Below are 15260 nucleotides of genomic sequence, written 5' to 3' on the forward strand. Positions count from 1 at the left end.
GAGGAACACGGTGAGTAACAGCAGCGTAATCCATAACCCGTTTGTTAATCCGCTCAAGCCCTACGCCCCCTTTTCTGTCGGAGATACGGAAGGGCTTGCACTCGCCGCAAACTCCATCAGCATCTCCCCCAGCTTGCGGTAACCTTTGAGCAATAGTTCGCGTTCTCCGCCCCGTTTCAGTAACAGCGGATTTTGACGAAAATACGTCAAGATGTTTCGATCATTCCAAGCATCAGAGAACTCGGTATGATGCGGAAGACCGACCATAGGCAGCGAGAATGGATACCGTCGCTTCAAATTGGTTAGACTCCAGCGGGAACGGAGATCAAAGGGCGAAATGGCAACAATTAAATTCTTCCTGTGATCGCCCTGGCCTGAAGCCATATATGCAAAGCGCTCATCCAGGATTCCCAGGCGATGCGGTTGCACCGCCACGAACACGTCGCCTTCGCGTTGATTCTGCAACACCTCGTTTAACCGCTGACCTTGCGCATAAAGGATCAGTCCATCGTATACTTGGTCCGCCATCGCCAGCACCTCGGCGACGCCCTTCTGTTCGGCTTCCCTCCAAGCCGTATCGGCCAAACGTGTCCCGCATACCAGATCCAGGCGACCGCGCAGTAATGGAACCGTATAATCGGTAAAATTGCTCCGTGTAAGGCGTCCGCTCGCTTGCAGGCGGAGAAGTGCATCGAGACCATGCTCCGGGATCGCCTCCTCCCCGTAGGTTGAGCCGTGTTGGCGGACCGTGTGTCGCAATCCCTCCTCTATGCCGGATTCGGCAGGTCCTTCATTGACCAGAAGCAACCGCTGCGGAAGCCTCAGACCTAACGTTATCGCGGTGGCTACGGCTGCTTCTGCAGCTCCGCCAAATCCACCGTCCCAAAACACAAGTCGGCTCATGCCTGCCTCCTTGCCGCTTGGCGTACGGCCCGCTTCACGATGGCTTGATCCCAGCTTGCCAGCTCGCGCAGCAAATGGCGAAGCGCTCTTTTGTAAGAGCGGGAGAGACTCCCAAGGCGCAGTCGCTGGGAATGATCATTCTCCAGCTGAGCAGCGAGATTCGATTCGTTCCATGGAATGCATAACGCCTCGGAGCACCATTCCACTGGAAGACCATCTAATAAGCTCAGAACAAACCGGCTGTTTACGCTACTATCGACCGTACGGATAAAGACGGGCCGCAGGGTTAACCCGCAAAGCTGAGGCCAGAGATGGAACAAGCTGTGAAACCACTGTCTACTTGCCTCTACCTCGTAACGATCAAATGTCGTCACCCAGACGATTTCATCTGCGGAGGTAAACAACTCGGGAGTAAGACCGTTAAGAGTTTCAACATCATGCAGTTCATAATCGTAGGCGGTGGACTTCTCCTCGCCATCCTTATTGGACATCGAACTTACGAAGCCTGTAGTCCCCGTTGCTACATCAAATCCGTAGAACTCCGTTAGCGGTTGATACGAATCTCCTTCACCGATCGAATAGCGGTATTTGCCGTTTTCCGTTCCGTCGGTGAGCAGGACCTTCGAGCCGGCCGCAGCCAACACGCTGCATAGATACAATAAAAGGTCGCGTTTATCGCTTTTCCCCACGAATAACCATCGCTTCACGTCATATTCTCCTCTCATTTCCCCGGATTAAGCTCAAAACGATCGGATTCCACCGACGTTCCGTCCGCTACGAGACTCTCAGGTGGGATGTTTCCGTCCTGAACCTGGGAATTCGAACGTATGATCTGTGTCTGGTTGCTCGCAAATTCAGAAGCTCGCTGCGGAGACATCGAGGATAAATCACTTTCCAAGCCGGATCGCGCCGTGTTGCTGAGACGAAGCGACTGCTCCGCCTTCTGTACGATATTCGGGTCCTTTCGGATCAACTCCATGACCCCTTTATTAACCGGATACGTCGGCACCGGTTTGCTTTGCAGATTTGGCTCAACATAGGCGAGTGCATAGATCGAAGCTTTATGTAAATAAGCGTCTACGATCGCGCTTGATAGTGAGAGAATCTCCGCTTCACCAAGCGTCACCGTCAACGTTTCGGTGTTCAGGGTCTCCACCTTCTTCTTGGATAACAGAATGTAGTCCTGACCGGTCGGAAACTGAATACGGATGTCGATGACGTCGTTCTCCTTCAAAGCATTCGGAAGCTGGACGAACGCCATTTCCCGCCAGCGCAAATCAGCGGGGATCGGTTCTTCTTCATACAGCAAAGTTTCCGTCAGAGGCGTTAACGAACGGAGCGATATTTTCGCGTATTTCCCCGCAATTGCTTCCTGTGCTTTCAGAAGATCTGCAGGAACGCTGTCAGCAGGCAGTTCCACCCGCTTTAGGTCGCCTGCCCCGATACGGTTTCCGGCAGGAATATCCCGCGTGGGTACCCATCCCTGAATCGTCCGTTGCTGTACCTGATCTTGTAAGTCGGCTAACCGGGCTTCATAATCCTGGACCATGGCAGTACGTGCGGCGTGAACGTGTCTGTCCCTCACAACCGCATAGCTCGTAAACGCAGCTCCAGCCACAACAACCCCGATAAATCCGGCTAGCAGCAGCTGTTTCGTTTTTTGCCTGAATCTTGGCATAGGTCAATCCACATCCCTTCTATGTTTTGGGTTTCACCAGGAATCGGAAGCTCGTCCGTTTGGGCTTCGTCAACAGGTTCTCGCAAACTTCCTGCAGAGCGTGAGACATCGAAGGCCCAGGATCATACGGATTCGGATCCGCAGGAAGGCCGTACACGTTCTTGGTGTGTAATGACTTGCGGATCCGCCGCAAGCCGGAAGACGAAGCGAAAGGCACACAGAACCTCCAGGTTGGCGGAATCTGCTCTATTGAACATAAGGTTCCAGCGAAACGTTCCAGTTCCTCGGCCTTCCACTCCGCACCAGCTCCGACGATGATGGAAAGATCCGCGCGGCGGAATTCCTCAAGCAGCTCCTTGCTGCGGCCGGTACCCAGGTCGCAGACGATGCAACCGTAACCTTCGGACAGTAACGAAATGAAATCCGAACGAGCGGACAGTTTGGCATAATCCACATGTCCGATGCGAAATCGCCTCCCTGTTTTCCCTTTTGCCGCAGATGCTTCCTCATCCAAAAGCTGTGCCAAACGGAGAAACGCCAAAGACTTGGGATCCATCTCCACAATTACAACCTTCTTGATGCAGCGAGCCAACAGGTGGGCGAGCGCAATGGCCGTATGAGTCGTGCCTGCTCCGGCTGAGGCACCGAGGACGCTGACCAACACCGGACGACCGCGGTTCTCAATAATATCCTCATGCGTCTTGGAGTTTGACCCCGGAATCACAGGCCTGGTCGCTTCAGACTGTCGGCGCAGCAGTGCAATTAGAGCTTCACTCACCTCTTCGGCCGAGTTGAAGCGGTCTTCGGGCCGGGCCTGCAGCAGTCGGGTTACGATGGGCTCTAGACGTTCACACCCGTGGTTGCGTAAAGCCGACGCAGCCTCAGGAGTCCAAACCGGAAAGCGTCCCCCCGTCCCCATATAAAGTAGGACCGCGCCCAGGGAATATAGATCGGTACGCGCGTCGCTTTGGCGATCACCGTATTGCTCCGGGGCCGCAAAGCCGACGGTCCCGAGCTGCACCGTATCTTCTGTCTTGCCGTCTATGAAGGTGCGGGCAATCCCGAAGTCCACGAACTGAAGCTCTCCTTTGTCATCAACGAGTAGATTGGCTGGCTTAACGTCCCGATGGATGACCGGAGGCTCATGTCGATGCAAATACCGCAGGCCTTCGGCCATTTGAAGGCCGAACCGAATTAACAGTTCCATGGGAAGCCGCCCTGCTCTCGCTCGGATGAATTGGTCCAAGGGAACGCCCTGGATATAATCCATGACGATATAGGAATAACCGTCTTCATCGGGATCAATAAAGTCGACGATCCGCGGCAATCGGTGGTGATTCAGTTGAATTAACAGCTTAACCTCCTTGGCAACGGATACGGGTTCTCCAGGCACGGTCAAGCATTCCTTTATAGCCCAAGACTTCCCCGGCAGCTTCAGATCTTCGGCCAAATAAACCCGGCTCATGCCGCCTTGCCCGAGGATTTGTTCAATCCTGTAGCGTCCGGCCAACAAGCCGCCCGGCGCGATCTTGGGAACGAATCTCGCCATAACTCCTCCTTTCCTGAACGCAAAAAAGGGAAAGCCTCCTCGTCATTCCTTGACCTCTCGGCCAAGATGAAATGACAAGGGATGCTTTCCCTACTGCGGTACATTGTATAATTTTGGAATTAGTATAGGACGGCTGGCGTCAAATGTAAAGCACTATTTTTCAAAGCCATTAATTAACGCCATTAATACTTAATCATATAGAGCGTGATTTCATCACGGTTATGAAACAACTGCTTCGCCCGCTGTACTTGAAGCCGAGCCTCCTGAAATAGGTCGGTGACCTCCTGGATTAGCGCCATTGGTTTCTTCGTCAGCAACTTCACCGTCACAATTACCGTTCCCCCAGGAACCAGCGAATACAACAGCTCGGTTACGAGTTTAGCTGTCAATTTCGGACTCCAGCTCATATCACACACCAGGAGATCAAATTGATTCTCCTTGAATTTAACTCGGTTCGCATTCCGCTGCAGGAACGTCAGCTTGGGAGATGACAACAACGAGGGGTGCATTTTCCCCGTATCCACCGCCGTTACGCTTAGGCCGCGTTCCAGCAGGAACGAGGTCCAACCGCCCGGTGCCGCACCGATATCCAGCGCTTCGCGGAACGACTCAAACGGAATACCGAAGGCCGATTCGGCCTCCAGAAGCTTGAACTTCGCCCGGGAGATTTGCCCCTCCTCCTTGCGGAAGCGAATTGCACCGCCGCTCCAATCGGATAGGTTATCCTGCGGATGTGCCACACCGGCGTAAACCCGATCTGCTCCCGCAAATACCGAGATGATCCAATCGGCATCCCGCACTACGAAATCCGCAACGGAAACGTCGTTTAGATCTTCCTGCAGACGATCCTTCAGCTCCAGCGCTGTTCCTGACCACAGCCCATCTTCCGATTTGCGCGCCTGCACTGCAATTTTGGCTCCAGGGAGCCGGAAGTCGGCCATCAGATATTTCCGAAGCGGTTCAAGCCAATCCTCCGGCTTCACTTCCTCCGTTTCCCCCGGACACCACTCCCAATCGACCAGGAAGGTGTGTCGCAGAAATATCGGCGGAGCCTGACGGAGCCGGTGCTGCACGTCTTCCGGCATCGCCTGCAGCGAAGCCGCAAAGACTTCACCGGGAACAAGCATGGTGCTCTTCACACTACCGAACATGCGGCGCAGCTCCTCCTGAGCGTAGGGCGCAAAGCCGTGATTGGCCGTGCATATCCATTTCGAATGGGGCGGCACCTTGCAGTTACGGGCGATCTCCTCCAACCGTTCGAACGGAATCGGTCCATTATGCAACTGTACTTGCTCCGGCAAGCCTTGGTACAGAATTTCATACATGCTTTTTTTTCCGGAGATGCTGGAGGTATGAAGATAAATTTCTCGCGGAAAAAGTCCTTCCCGAACCATGGCGGCCGCCATTTCCGTACCGGTAGGTTCATCAGGCCCCATATCGTAATCCAGCGATAAAATGTCTACTTCCGTCAAACGAAGCAGCTCCAGACACTCCTCGACGGTGCGCGCTAACGTAAATCCCTGCGGACATCGGCGAAAATCGTCCATATATACATGAATCAATAGTGTTCTTCCTTTCCCGCAGTATTTCACTCCAAGCGGAGTCAGGTTGCCTTCTAAGCACTAGGCCTCCGCCCACCGTCTCACTCGCTCCATATCCTCTCTGTAGGTCCCATCTTCCCCGGTTTCGCTCTCAAAAATCAGCGGGGATTTCCGGATCGCGTCGATCTGCAGCAGCCAGCGAAAGCCAGCTTCACCGATATGGCCCTGGCCCACTCGGGCGTGACGGTCCTTGCGCGATAATACCGGGTATCTTGAATCGTTCAAGTGGACGGCACTTAGACCGTCCCAAAACTGAAGCTCCTTAGCTTTGGCCGTGAAGCTTTCATCTCCTTCGCCTAACCACATCCCCGCCCCAAAAGCATGACAGGTATCCAGGCAAAAGCCGATGCGCTCCGAATCCCGGCACAGTTTGCGGATCTGGACTAACTCCTCGATCGTCATCCCCATATCGCCGTGATCACCGGCCTGATTCTCGATGAGCAGCTTTGCCGAGCCCTGCCAGCCGGAGAGCACATCATTAATACATTGTATAATATTTTGATATCCTTGTAAGGGGTTTCCTGACTTAAATGTGCCAAAATGTACAACGATCCCAATGGAACCGCACGCTTCGGCAATTTCCAGATCGTTGCGCAACGAAGTCACTACTCGGTTATAGGTGTCCTCGTCAGCGTCCTTGCTAATGGCGAGATTACTGGGATAAGGCGTATGCGCGATCGAGACCAGATCATGTTCCTGGCACAACGTTCGGCACTGCTCCGCATCCCGCACATCAAATGGTTTCACGGTCAGGCTTCGCGGATTTTTCGGAAAATACTGAAAAGCGCCGGCCCCGAGTTGCAGCGCAGCCTTAGCAGCGCCAGAGTAACCGCCTCGTATGCTGAAATGTCCCCCTACCTTCACCTTAGCGGTCATGCTGACATCCGGGGCTGTAGAATACCTTGCGCCCGTTCATTTCCGCTTTTACGATTTGGTCGCCGCAGCGCGGACAGGTCTCTCCCTCCCGTTCGTACACCCTGCAGGTTTCGTTCGATCCTCCAGTCAGCTTGTCGTCCTTGGTCAGCGGCATCTCCATATATCCGCCGGCCTCCGTCGCCTCGATGAGCACGTCCCGGACCGCTTGGTACAGGCGGGAGAAATCCTCATCGCTCAAATTTTGCAGCTTGGCCATCGGCAACAGCTCGGCGGCGAACGCAATTTCGTCCGCGTAACAATTGCCGATTCCGGCAATGACGTCCTGATTAACAAGCGTCGTCTTCAGACTTCCCCGCCGCTTGCGAAGCAGCGTGGTAAACCGCTCTGCGTTCATCCGCCGATCCAGAAGCTCCGGCCCCAGATGGGACAGCAATTCCTCGGCTTCTTTAGCGGTGTGTAGATGCAGATGCCCCAGACGCAACCCAATGAAATACAACACATGGGACTCCCCAAAGGTAATTTCGACCTGGGTGCTGCGGTCCGGGCGGTCCTCCTTGGAACCAAGGTACAATAATCCGCCAAGCATTAAGTGGAGCAGCAATCTTCGTCCGTTATCCAAATGGAACAGTAGATGCTTGCCCCGACGTTCGATGAAGATGACCTGTCTTCCTAGCAGTTCTCGGGCAAACGCCTCCGCTGGTAAATTCACCGATTTCTCCCGGCCTACAACCACCTCAGTAATCGGAAGATCCAAAATATGTTGCGATAGCTGTATTCGATAATTTTCCATCTCCGGCAATTCCGGCATGGTACATCTTTCCCTTCATTCTTATAAGTTCGATCCGCAGATCCATGCTCTGACTTCCGCCAGATCGCGGCATAATACATCCGCCGACACGCCCGAAGATTTCACAAAGTCCGGCAGATTGTCAGCCGTCGTGACACCGGTGAGTGTCAGAATGGTCCCGCAGCCGGCATTCACCCCAGCGGCAATATCCGTATGCAGATTATCTCCGATGACCGCCACTTCCAAAGCCTTTAATCCAAGCCTAGCAATGGCAAAATCCATCAAAGGCGCTGCCGGTTTACCAATCACCACAGGTTTCACGCCTGTGGCCGCTTGAATGGCTACAGATAGAGTTCCCGCCCCAGGCATCAAACCCTCCTGGGAGGGCAGCAGCAAGTCGGGATTGGTTAAGACATAATGGGCCCCACCCCGAATCCACCTTGCAGCTTGAGTTAACGTTTCATATGTAAATTGGCGGTCAATGCCCTGGACCACCACGTCCGGTTCTTCCGAAGTCAACTGGAGTCCAGCTTCGATGAGCGCCTTCGTGAGTCCGGCTTCACCGATGGCCGCCACCTTGCAGCCCGGCCGATCCTTGGCAATGGACTTGGCCGCTGCAACCGCCGACGTGCAGACTTCCTCCGCCCGGGCCGATATACCCATCGCCTCTAAATGCGCGGCGACTTCTTCGGGCGTCCGCGAGGAATTGTTGGTGACGAACAGAAAGGGAATCCGCTTGGCTCGCAAGGCAGAGATCAGATCGTCCGCGCCGGGAATCATCTTAGGCCCATGATATAAAGTGCCGTCCAAATCAATGAGATAGGCCTTCCAACCCTTTGGCAAAATTCTCATCCTTTCCATTCAACGGTGTTACCTTTTATTGTACCTAGGAAACCCGGGATCAGGCAAATTTTTCCGTTACCCATCCGAAGTTTTGTCAAAAAAGAGCTTCGATCCGCCGCACAGCGTCGAACCAACACGAACGATGTGGTAACAGGACTTTTTTCCCTTGCCAAACTTTGAAACGCCCTGTCATTTCCTGCGCTTTCCCGGAAAATAATTATTTCTTCCCGCAGCGTCGCGCTACCGGATATAGCACATGCTCCCGGGCCAGCTGCGCGTTTGGGAATACCTCATGGGCTTCCTCTTGCAAGCGTAACAGCTGGTCATCCGATTTATAGCGTGAGCTGAAATGGGTCAATAGCAGCTGCTGTACACCGGCTTCCCTGGCGGCTTCTGCAGCTTGCTTGGCGGTGCTGTGGTGATAATCGTGGGCGGTTTTCGCCAGTTCATCCAGAAAGGTAGCCTCATGCACAAGCAAGTCGGCGTTTTCGGCCAAGGTTAATACAGTCTTACAAGGCCGTGTATCGCCGAGAATGGTCACGATCCTCCCGGCCTTGGGTTCCCCTAGCACATCCTTTGCATGCAGCGTCTCTCCGCCCGGAGCCACTACGCTTTCCCCGCGTTTGAGCTTGCCATACAACGGTCCGGGACGAATGCCATACCGTTCCAACACGGCGGCGTCCAGCTTACCGGGCAAATCCTTCTCAATCACCCGATAGCCGTAGCTGTCAATCCGATGCTCCAGCAGCGCCGTTTCAACCCGAAACGTCTCATCCTCAAACAAGACGCCGCCTTGATGCTCCACGATCTCCAGCTTATAGTTAATACGCGATTCACTAAGCGACAACGTCGTCTCTACGAATTTCTTTAAACCCTTTGGACCGAAAATGACCAAGGGAGTGTCTCCCCCCTGATAGGCGCGGCTCGAAATGAGCCCCGGCAAGCCAAAGAGATGATCCCCATGAAGATGGGTGATAAATATGAATTCCAATTTACTTAATTTCAGCGGTGAACGCAGAATCTGATGTTGGGTGCCCTCACCGCAATCGAACAGCCAGAGAGAGCGTCGCTCCTCCAGCAGACGCAAAGCCACTGAGGTCACATTCCGTTCCAAAGACGGTACCCCCGCGTTCGTCCCCAAAAAATAGAGTTCCATGCCTTTATCGTCCTTTACGCTAGAATGGTTCGCATGACGTACAGATTACCAAAACCCTCCGAAGTTCGGAGGGTTTTCCAAGGAGCTTCTTTATGAGATTATACCCCAGCTTTGTCTACGTTAAAATATTGCGCTTCGGGGTGAGCAAAAACCATCGCGGAAACGGAAGCTTCCGGTTCCATCATGAAGCCTTCGGTTAACGTGATGCCGATGTCCTCTGGCTGCATGAGGTCAAACAGCAACTGTTGGTCCTCGAGATCCGGGCAGGCCGGATAACCAAACGACACGCGAATCCCTTGATAACGTGCGCCATGCCGCTGTTTCATCGTCATGTTCGCCGGATCCGGGAACCCCCAGGTATCCCGCATGATATGGTGCACCCGCTCTGCTAGAGCTTCCGCTAGTTCTAGTGCTACCGCCTGCAGCACATGTGAACGCAGATAGTCGCCTTGTTCCTTCCACTTCTCGGACAAATCCCGGACACCTTGGCCGGCCGTGACGACCAGGAAGCCTACATAATCCATTTCTCCGCTGTCCACGGACTTCAAGAAATCTGCCAAGCACAGGTAAGGTTCGACCTTTTGCCGCGGGAAGCTGAACCGCTTCAACACTTTGCCTGGTTCGGCCGGATCATAAATAAGAATATCGTTACCGGACGATTGCGCCGGGAAGAACCGATACATCGCCTGCGTGCGAATGATGCCGTCCGTTACCGCTTCCAGCAGGATTTGATCGACCGTTTCCTTCAGCTGTACCGCCTTTGCTTCGCCTGCGGCTAATTGCTGCTCCACCGAACCGCGAAGCCCAAGATGATGGCCCAGCAACATTTGCATATTGATATAAGGCGTGATATGACCAATCGGATAATCGCGAAGCACATGCCGCTCTAGATCCGGCGGAAGATAAACCGGCGCATCCGTCGATATTTTGGATCGCTCCACACGGGTCAGTTCAGGCAGAGGTTCAGCAACGGCAACCGCCCGATCCGTTTCTTTCTCCTCTTCCATTTGGAGACGCATTTGCTCCCGGGCGGACGGATCCATCAGCTTATTGGCCAAATCAAGGCCGTCCATTGCGTCCTTGGCGTATACGACCATGCCGTCGTATTCGGGCCGAATCCGCGTCTTGGTAAACTTGCGGGTTAACGCCGCACCGCCCACAAGGATCGGGACGTCGATACCGGCATTGCGCAAGTCCTGCGCTGTCGTCACCATTTGCTGGGCCGATTTCACCAACAGACCGGAAAGGCCAATCGCATCCGCTTTCTCCTTGCGATACGCCTCAATAATGCGCTCCGGTGGTACTTTTATGCCCAAATTGACGATCTGGTAACCATTATTTGAGAGAATGATCTCGACCAGGTTTTTGCCAATATCATGCACATCCCCCTTCACGGTCGCCAGCATAATTTTCCCTTTGACGCTGGTTTCGTTCTTCTCCATAAATGGTTCAAGGTAGGCCACCGATGCTTTCATTACCTCCGCGCTTTGCAGAACCTCGGCGACGATGAGCTCGTTGTTATTAAACAACCGACCGACCTCTTCCATACCGGCCATCAAAGGACCGTTGATTACTTCAAGCGCGGTGTATTTCTTCAGCGCTTCCTCCAGATCGGGGATTAGCCCTTCCTTCGTCCCTTCCACAACATAAGAACCCAAACGTTCCTCGAGAGAGAGCTGAGTGGACTTCTCAACCTTCTCGACCTTCTTGTTACGGAAAGCGGCCACAAAGGCAGCCAACGTCACGTCGTTGGTATGATAAATCAGCTCTTCCGCCAGACGGCGCTCCTCTTCCGGAATTCTCGCGTAACGCTCCAGCTTTTCCGTATTTACGATCGCGTAATCAAGCCCGGCTTTCGTGCATTCGTACAGGAATACCGAGTTCAATACTTCCCGACCGGCTTCTGGCAAGCCAAACGACACGTTGCTGATTCCCAGCACAGTGTGGACTTTCGGAAGCGCCTCTTTAATCAGACGGATCCCTTCGATCGTTTCCTTGGCCGAGCCGATATACTGCTCATCCCCTGTACCTACCGGGAACACGAGCGGATCAAAGATCAAATCCTCCGAATTGAGTCCATATTTATGAACGAGCAGATCATGCGAACGTTTCGAGACCTCAAGCTTGTCTTCCCGGGTGATCGCTTGCCCGCGTTCATCAATGGTACCCACAACCACAGCCGCTCCGTATTTATGGATCAGCGGTGTGACAAGTTCGAATTTCTCTTCGCCATCCTCTAAGTTAATGGAGTTAATGATGGATTTGCCCTGACAATATTGAAGCGCTAAATCCAGTACTTTCGGATCTGTCGTATCGATCATCAGCGGCACCTTGACTTTCTTGACGACCAGTTCAAGGAATTTCTTGATATCCTCCGCTTCATCGCGATCCGGGTCCTGCACGCAAACATCCACGACCTGCGCTCCATTCTTCACTTGAGCACGGGCGATTTCCGAAGCTTCTTCGTATTTGCCTTCTACGATCAGCCGTTTAAATTTACGCGAACCCAGAACATTTGTTCTCTCACCGACCAAGTAAGGACGGTTCTCCGATTCAATATAGACCGGCTCGATCCCGGAAAGCGCCGGCAGATGGCTGCCTGTCAGCTCCCGAGGTTGATAATCCTTCAGCGTGTTCGCTAACGCGGCGATATGAGCTGGCGTCGTTCCGCAGCAGCCGCCGGCAATGTTCAGCCAGCCTTGCTCGGCGAATGCGGACATTTTCTGAGCAAGCGAATCCGGAGATTCGTGGTAAGTGCCGTTTTCGTCCGGCAGACCAGCGTTAGGATGGCAGCTGACCGCTGCCTGCGCAAGCCCCGACAAGGTACGGATATGGTCGCGCATGAACTCCGGCCCGGTTGCGCAGTTCAGACCGATGGAGATCGGATTCAAATGCTCTAATGAAATGTAAAAGGCTTCGATATTTTGACCCGCCAGCGTCGTGCCCATCGGCTCGATTGTGCCCGAGATCATAATCGGCAACGTAATTCCTGTATTGGCAAAAGCTTGCTTGATCCCGATGCTTCCCGCCTTCACATTTAAAGTATCCTGTGAGGTTTCCAACATCAGCGCATCAACGCCAGCCTCAATCAACGCCTCTGCTTGCTCCGCATAGCTGGCTGTCAATTCGTCGAACGTAACGCCGCCGGTGACGGACAAGGTCTTTGTCGTTGGTCCCAAGATGCCCACCACGTAGCGAGGTTGTTCCGGTGTACTATATTTTTCCGCGGCTTCGATTGCCAGCTTGGCCGCAGCCAAATTGATTTCACGTGCTCTTTGCGGAATATCGTATTCAGCCAGCACGACAGAGGTCGCGCCAAACGTATTCGTTTCGATCAAATCGGCACCCGCCGCAAGATATTTCTCGTGGATGCCGCGTATCACATCCGGACGGGTGAGCACGAGCATTTCGTTGCAGCCGTCCAGCTCTTCGCCGCCGAAATCGGCCGGAGTCAGGTCTTCCTGCTGAATCATGGTGCCCATGGCGCCATCGAGGATTAATATTCGTTCTTTCATTTTTTCGAGCAGGCTTGGTTTACTCATGATCATGTCCCTCCCGTAAAACGTTACGTTTTAGTTTAACAGAATAAAGCGTTGAAGGAAAGAGACGTTGGCGAATTCAATGCTCTCCTCGCCTAATTTAAGGAATTGTTATCCCATCGATCAACTCAGTATTAAAAACCGAACAAACTGAAGTTCACCCTTTGTGAAAATTCGGAAATCCCCTCAACGTAAAAAGCCGCTGCCCCCTCAGGGTGCAGCAGCTAAACTTCATGGTAAGTCGCGAGCTTATTCCACCGTAAATTGCTTCGATGGCATGGAGTGCTGATCGCGCGCGGTGACATGGGAAATCACTTCATAGGTCCCCGGCTCCTCAAACGTATGCTCCAACACATAAGTACCGTTCCCGGCACTCTTAACTTGAACCTGGTTATGTTTGGCATTGTCGTCGGCCGTGTTCCAAAATTCGAACATGACCTCCTTCGCATCGTCTACATTCTCACCTTGGTGAGTCACTTTCGCGGTAAACTTCACCGAATCCCCGGTCTTGATGGGAGATGGCGCGACCTCAAGCTCAACTTGTATGGGTACCAGCATCGTGTCCGTCTGAGCAGACGTCGATTTGTTACTGCCGCATCCAGCGATGACGACCAAAATAAACATGAGGGTGGCGAACAGCCCCGTTATCCTCTGATTTCGCATACAGATTCCCCCCCTTCCGCGCGGCTCACGCCTCATCTATCAAAGCTTAGATCCGCCTTAAGCGAGCTTGTCCAAGAGTCCGTGCAATTCGGACAAATGTTTGATTTCATAGTCCGGCACGATCTCACCGCTTAACGTTTTGCCGTCCCGATTAACCCAAACCGCCGTCATTCCGACACTGAGCGCACCCTTAATATCCGTCGTCAGCTTATCCCCAACCATGATCCCCTCGCCGGGTTCGATCGCCAGACGTTCCAACGCATGCCGGAAAATAGACGGATCCGGTTTGCCTTTGCCGAAATTTCCGGAAATAACGATCTCATCAAAGTACGGTGCCAATTCCGGCACCCCATCCAGCTTCTCCTGCTGAAGCGCCGGACAACCATTCGTCAACAGCAATAGCTTCACTTTGCCTTTCAATTCCTTGAGAATCTGGAACGTTTCCTCATATACGTGAGGACGGGAGCGGCGTTCGCGTCCGAATTGTTCCGCCAACACGCCGGCCAACTCCTCGTCATCCACTCCAAGTGCAAGCAGACCACGCCGCCAAGATTCCTTGCGATAGATCGGGGCTAACTGCTCCAATTGGCGAAATTCCGGTTGTTCCCCTGCAGAGAACGTTGCCCATAACCCCTCAAACGGATTAATACCAATCATCGTTGTGAAAGGATAGGTCTCATAGGATTCATACAAGCTCCGGGCTTCCCGGCGTACCGCCTCTTCCAATTCTTCCGAATTCAACTTCCCCGACTTGGCCGCCGCGCTTTCACATGTCGCCGCAAAAGCTTCTCTTACGCTCCGCTCATCCCAGAGCAGCGTGTCGTCCAGGTCAAAACATACCGCTTTGATCGTCATTCGTCCCAGCCCTCTCCGTTCGATCGCTTTAGATTTACAACTGTTTTATTCTCTTTCCAGCTTTACCTGATGGGTATTGGCATACAGCTCCAACCGTGTGGCCATCGCTTCCGTATCGAAACGGTTGCGTGTGCGGTAAAACACCCACTTAGGTTCCCGGGTCTTCGGTTCAATCACAATCTTGTTCCGGCTAACCTTGATTTTGCTAATGTTACCGGCATCGAGCATACGATCACGATTAAATTTCGAAGTGTACAGCCAGCTCTTGTTAATGCGCAAATAAGGCTTGCGAAGGAAAATGGCCAAAGCCAGCACAATATACAAAAAGATCGTCGCCCAATACAGCACCGAGTTCACTTCCGCAGAATTGCCGATGATCCCAACGCTGCCATACAGCAGAGCCAATAAGAACAAAGCAAAGGGCAAAATGATATTGCGCCCTTTAAATACGTCGCCTTCTCCTTTTGCGCCAAGCGTTGACCGTGAATTTCGGGTCGTCTGCCCGGCTTTGGGTCCCTTGCCTTTCTTATTCATTCTAACTTGATTACGTTCTACTTTACGATCAAACGAACCCATACCTGTTCCTCCCTATTTATCTACAATCTCGATCGACTCGAGCTGTTGCCGAAAATTCCTGCGAACGTTTTGCAGATACGTTTCCCGGAGCTGGGCTCTTTCCAATAGCTCGTCCTGTGATAGTCCTTCCTGCTTCGCTTTACGAGCCAGCTCGTTAATCCGCTTAACCAACGCATCAATGTCCATAAGTTCCTCCCACTTCTATATATACTATGCTCCCCATGGTGTAACACA

The 15260-nt window shown here is 53.0% G+C and carries 14 protein-coding genes; all 14 read right to left on the reverse strand.

The window, feature by feature from the left end:
• Positions 1–60: 60 nt before the first annotated feature.
• Positions 61–903 carry a hypothetical protein gene (locus tag M0651_RS06510; protein WP_248551031.1) on the reverse strand — a complete coding sequence of 281 codons (843 nt, stop codon included), beginning with the start codon at positions 901–903 and terminating at the stop codon, positions 61–63.
• Positions 900–1610, reverse strand: a complete 711-nt coding sequence (locus M0651_RS06515) for a hypothetical protein (RefSeq protein ID WP_248551032.1) — start codon at positions 1608–1610, stop codon at positions 900–902. Before M0651_RS06515 ends, M0651_RS06510 begins: the two co-directional genes overlap by 4 nt.
• 14 nt (positions 1611–1624) lie before the next feature.
• Complete coding sequence (locus M0651_RS06520) at positions 1625–2581, reverse strand: SAF domain-containing protein (protein ID WP_248551033.1); 957 nt, start codon at positions 2579–2581, stop codon at positions 1625–1627.
• 19 nt (positions 2582–2600) lie between these two features.
• Positions 2601–4130 (reverse strand): serine/threonine-protein kinase, encoded by a 1530-nt coding sequence (locus tag M0651_RS06525; protein ID WP_248551034.1) that lies wholly within the window; start codon positions 4128–4130, stop codon positions 2601–2603.
• 182 nt (positions 4131–4312) lie between these two features.
• A complete protein-coding gene (locus tag M0651_RS06530; RefSeq protein ID WP_308195470.1) occupies positions 4313–5692 on the reverse strand; it encodes a cyclic-phosphate processing receiver domain-containing protein in 1380 nt (459 codons plus the stop codon).
• 60 nt (positions 5693–5752) lie between these two features.
• Positions 5753–6607: a deoxyribonuclease IV gene (locus M0651_RS06540; protein WP_248551035.1), complete on the reverse strand. Its 855-nt coding sequence runs from the start codon at positions 6605–6607 to the stop codon at positions 5753–5755.
• Positions 6597–7415 (reverse strand): Fpg/Nei family DNA glycosylase, encoded by an 819-nt coding sequence (locus M0651_RS06545; protein ID WP_248551036.1) that lies wholly within the window; start codon positions 7413–7415, stop codon positions 6597–6599. The genes M0651_RS06540 and M0651_RS06545 overlap by 11 nt, the downstream gene beginning before the upstream one ends.
• 21 nt (positions 7416–7436) lie before the next feature.
• Positions 7437–8237, reverse strand: a complete 801-nt coding sequence (locus tag M0651_RS06550) for a TIGR01457 family HAD-type hydrolase (RefSeq protein WP_372490892.1) — start codon at positions 8235–8237, stop codon at positions 7437–7439.
• A gap of 217 nt (positions 8238–8454) precedes the next feature.
• On the reverse strand, positions 8455–9393 hold the full coding sequence (rnz, locus tag M0651_RS06555; RefSeq protein ID WP_248551037.1) for a ribonuclease Z: 939 nt from the start codon (positions 9391–9393) through the stop codon (positions 8455–8457).
• 98 nt (positions 9394–9491) lie between these two features.
• Positions 9492–12935, reverse strand: a complete 3444-nt coding sequence (gene metH / locus M0651_RS06560; protein WP_248551038.1) for a methionine synthase — start codon at positions 12933–12935, stop codon at positions 9492–9494.
• A 246-nt stretch (positions 12936–13181) separates the two neighbouring features.
• The gene (locus M0651_RS06565) at positions 13182–13595 is read right to left on the reverse strand and encodes a FixH family protein (RefSeq protein ID WP_248551039.1); all 414 of its coding nucleotides are present in this window, start codon (positions 13593–13595) and stop codon (positions 13182–13184) included.
• A gap of 57 nt (positions 13596–13652) precedes the next feature.
• Entirely contained in the window at positions 13653–14450 is a 798-nt protein-coding gene (locus tag M0651_RS06570) for an HAD family hydrolase (RefSeq protein WP_248551040.1), read from the reverse strand.
• A gap of 45 nt (positions 14451–14495) precedes the next feature.
• The gene (locus M0651_RS06575) at positions 14496–15026 is read right to left on the reverse strand and encodes a hypothetical protein (protein WP_248551041.1); all 531 of its coding nucleotides are present in this window, start codon (positions 15024–15026) and stop codon (positions 14496–14498) included.
• 12 nt (positions 15027–15038) lie between these two features.
• On the reverse strand, positions 15039–15212 hold the full coding sequence (locus tag M0651_RS06580; protein ID WP_178019407.1) for a DUF896 domain-containing protein: 174 nt from the start codon (positions 15210–15212) through the stop codon (positions 15039–15041).
• Between the last annotated feature and the right edge of the window lie 48 nt (positions 15213–15260).

Origin of the sequence: Paenibacillus mellifer, from assembly GCF_023195895.1 — a bacterium.
In the GTDB taxonomy this organism is placed as follows: domain Bacteria; phylum Bacillota; class Bacilli; order Paenibacillales; family Paenibacillaceae; genus Fontibacillus; species Fontibacillus mellifer.

Coding starts and splice junctions, on each gene's coding strand:
- metH (WP_248551038.1), bottom strand. CDS start 12,935: ATGAGTAAACCAAGCCTGCTCGAAAAAATGAAAGAACGAATATTAATC.
- M0651_RS06525 (WP_248551034.1), bottom strand. CDS start 4,130: ATGGCGAGATTCGTTCCCAAGATCGCGCCGGGCGGCTTGTTGGCCGGA.
- M0651_RS06565 (WP_248551039.1), bottom strand. CDS start 13,595: ATGCGAAATCAGAGGATAACGGGGCTGTTCGCCACCCTCATGTTTATT.
- M0651_RS06580 (WP_178019407.1), bottom strand. CDS start 15,212: ATGGACATTGATGCGTTGGTTAAGCGGATTAACGAGCTGGCTCGTAAA.
- M0651_RS06520 (WP_248551033.1), bottom strand. CDS start 2,581: ATGCCAAGATTCAGGCAAAAAACGAAACAGCTGCTGCTAGCCGGATTT.
- M0651_RS06545 (WP_248551036.1), bottom strand. CDS start 7,415: ATGCCGGAATTGCCGGAGATGGAAAATTATCGAATACAGCTATCGCAA.
- M0651_RS06570 (WP_248551040.1), bottom strand. CDS start 14,450: ATGACGATCAAAGCGGTATGTTTTGACCTGGACGACACGCTGCTCTGG.
- M0651_RS06575 (WP_248551041.1), bottom strand. CDS start 15,026: ATGGGTTCGTTTGATCGTAAAGTAGAACGTAATCAAGTTAGAATGAAT.
- rnz (WP_248551037.1), bottom strand. CDS start 9,393: ATGGAACTCTATTTTTTGGGGACGAACGCGGGGGTACCGTCTTTGGAA.
- M0651_RS06540 (WP_248551035.1), bottom strand. CDS start 6,607: ATGACCGCTAAGGTGAAGGTAGGGGGACATTTCAGCATACGAGGCGGT.
- M0651_RS06510 (WP_248551031.1), bottom strand. CDS start 903: ATGAGCCGACTTGTGTTTTGGGACGGTGGATTTGGCGGAGCTGCAGAA.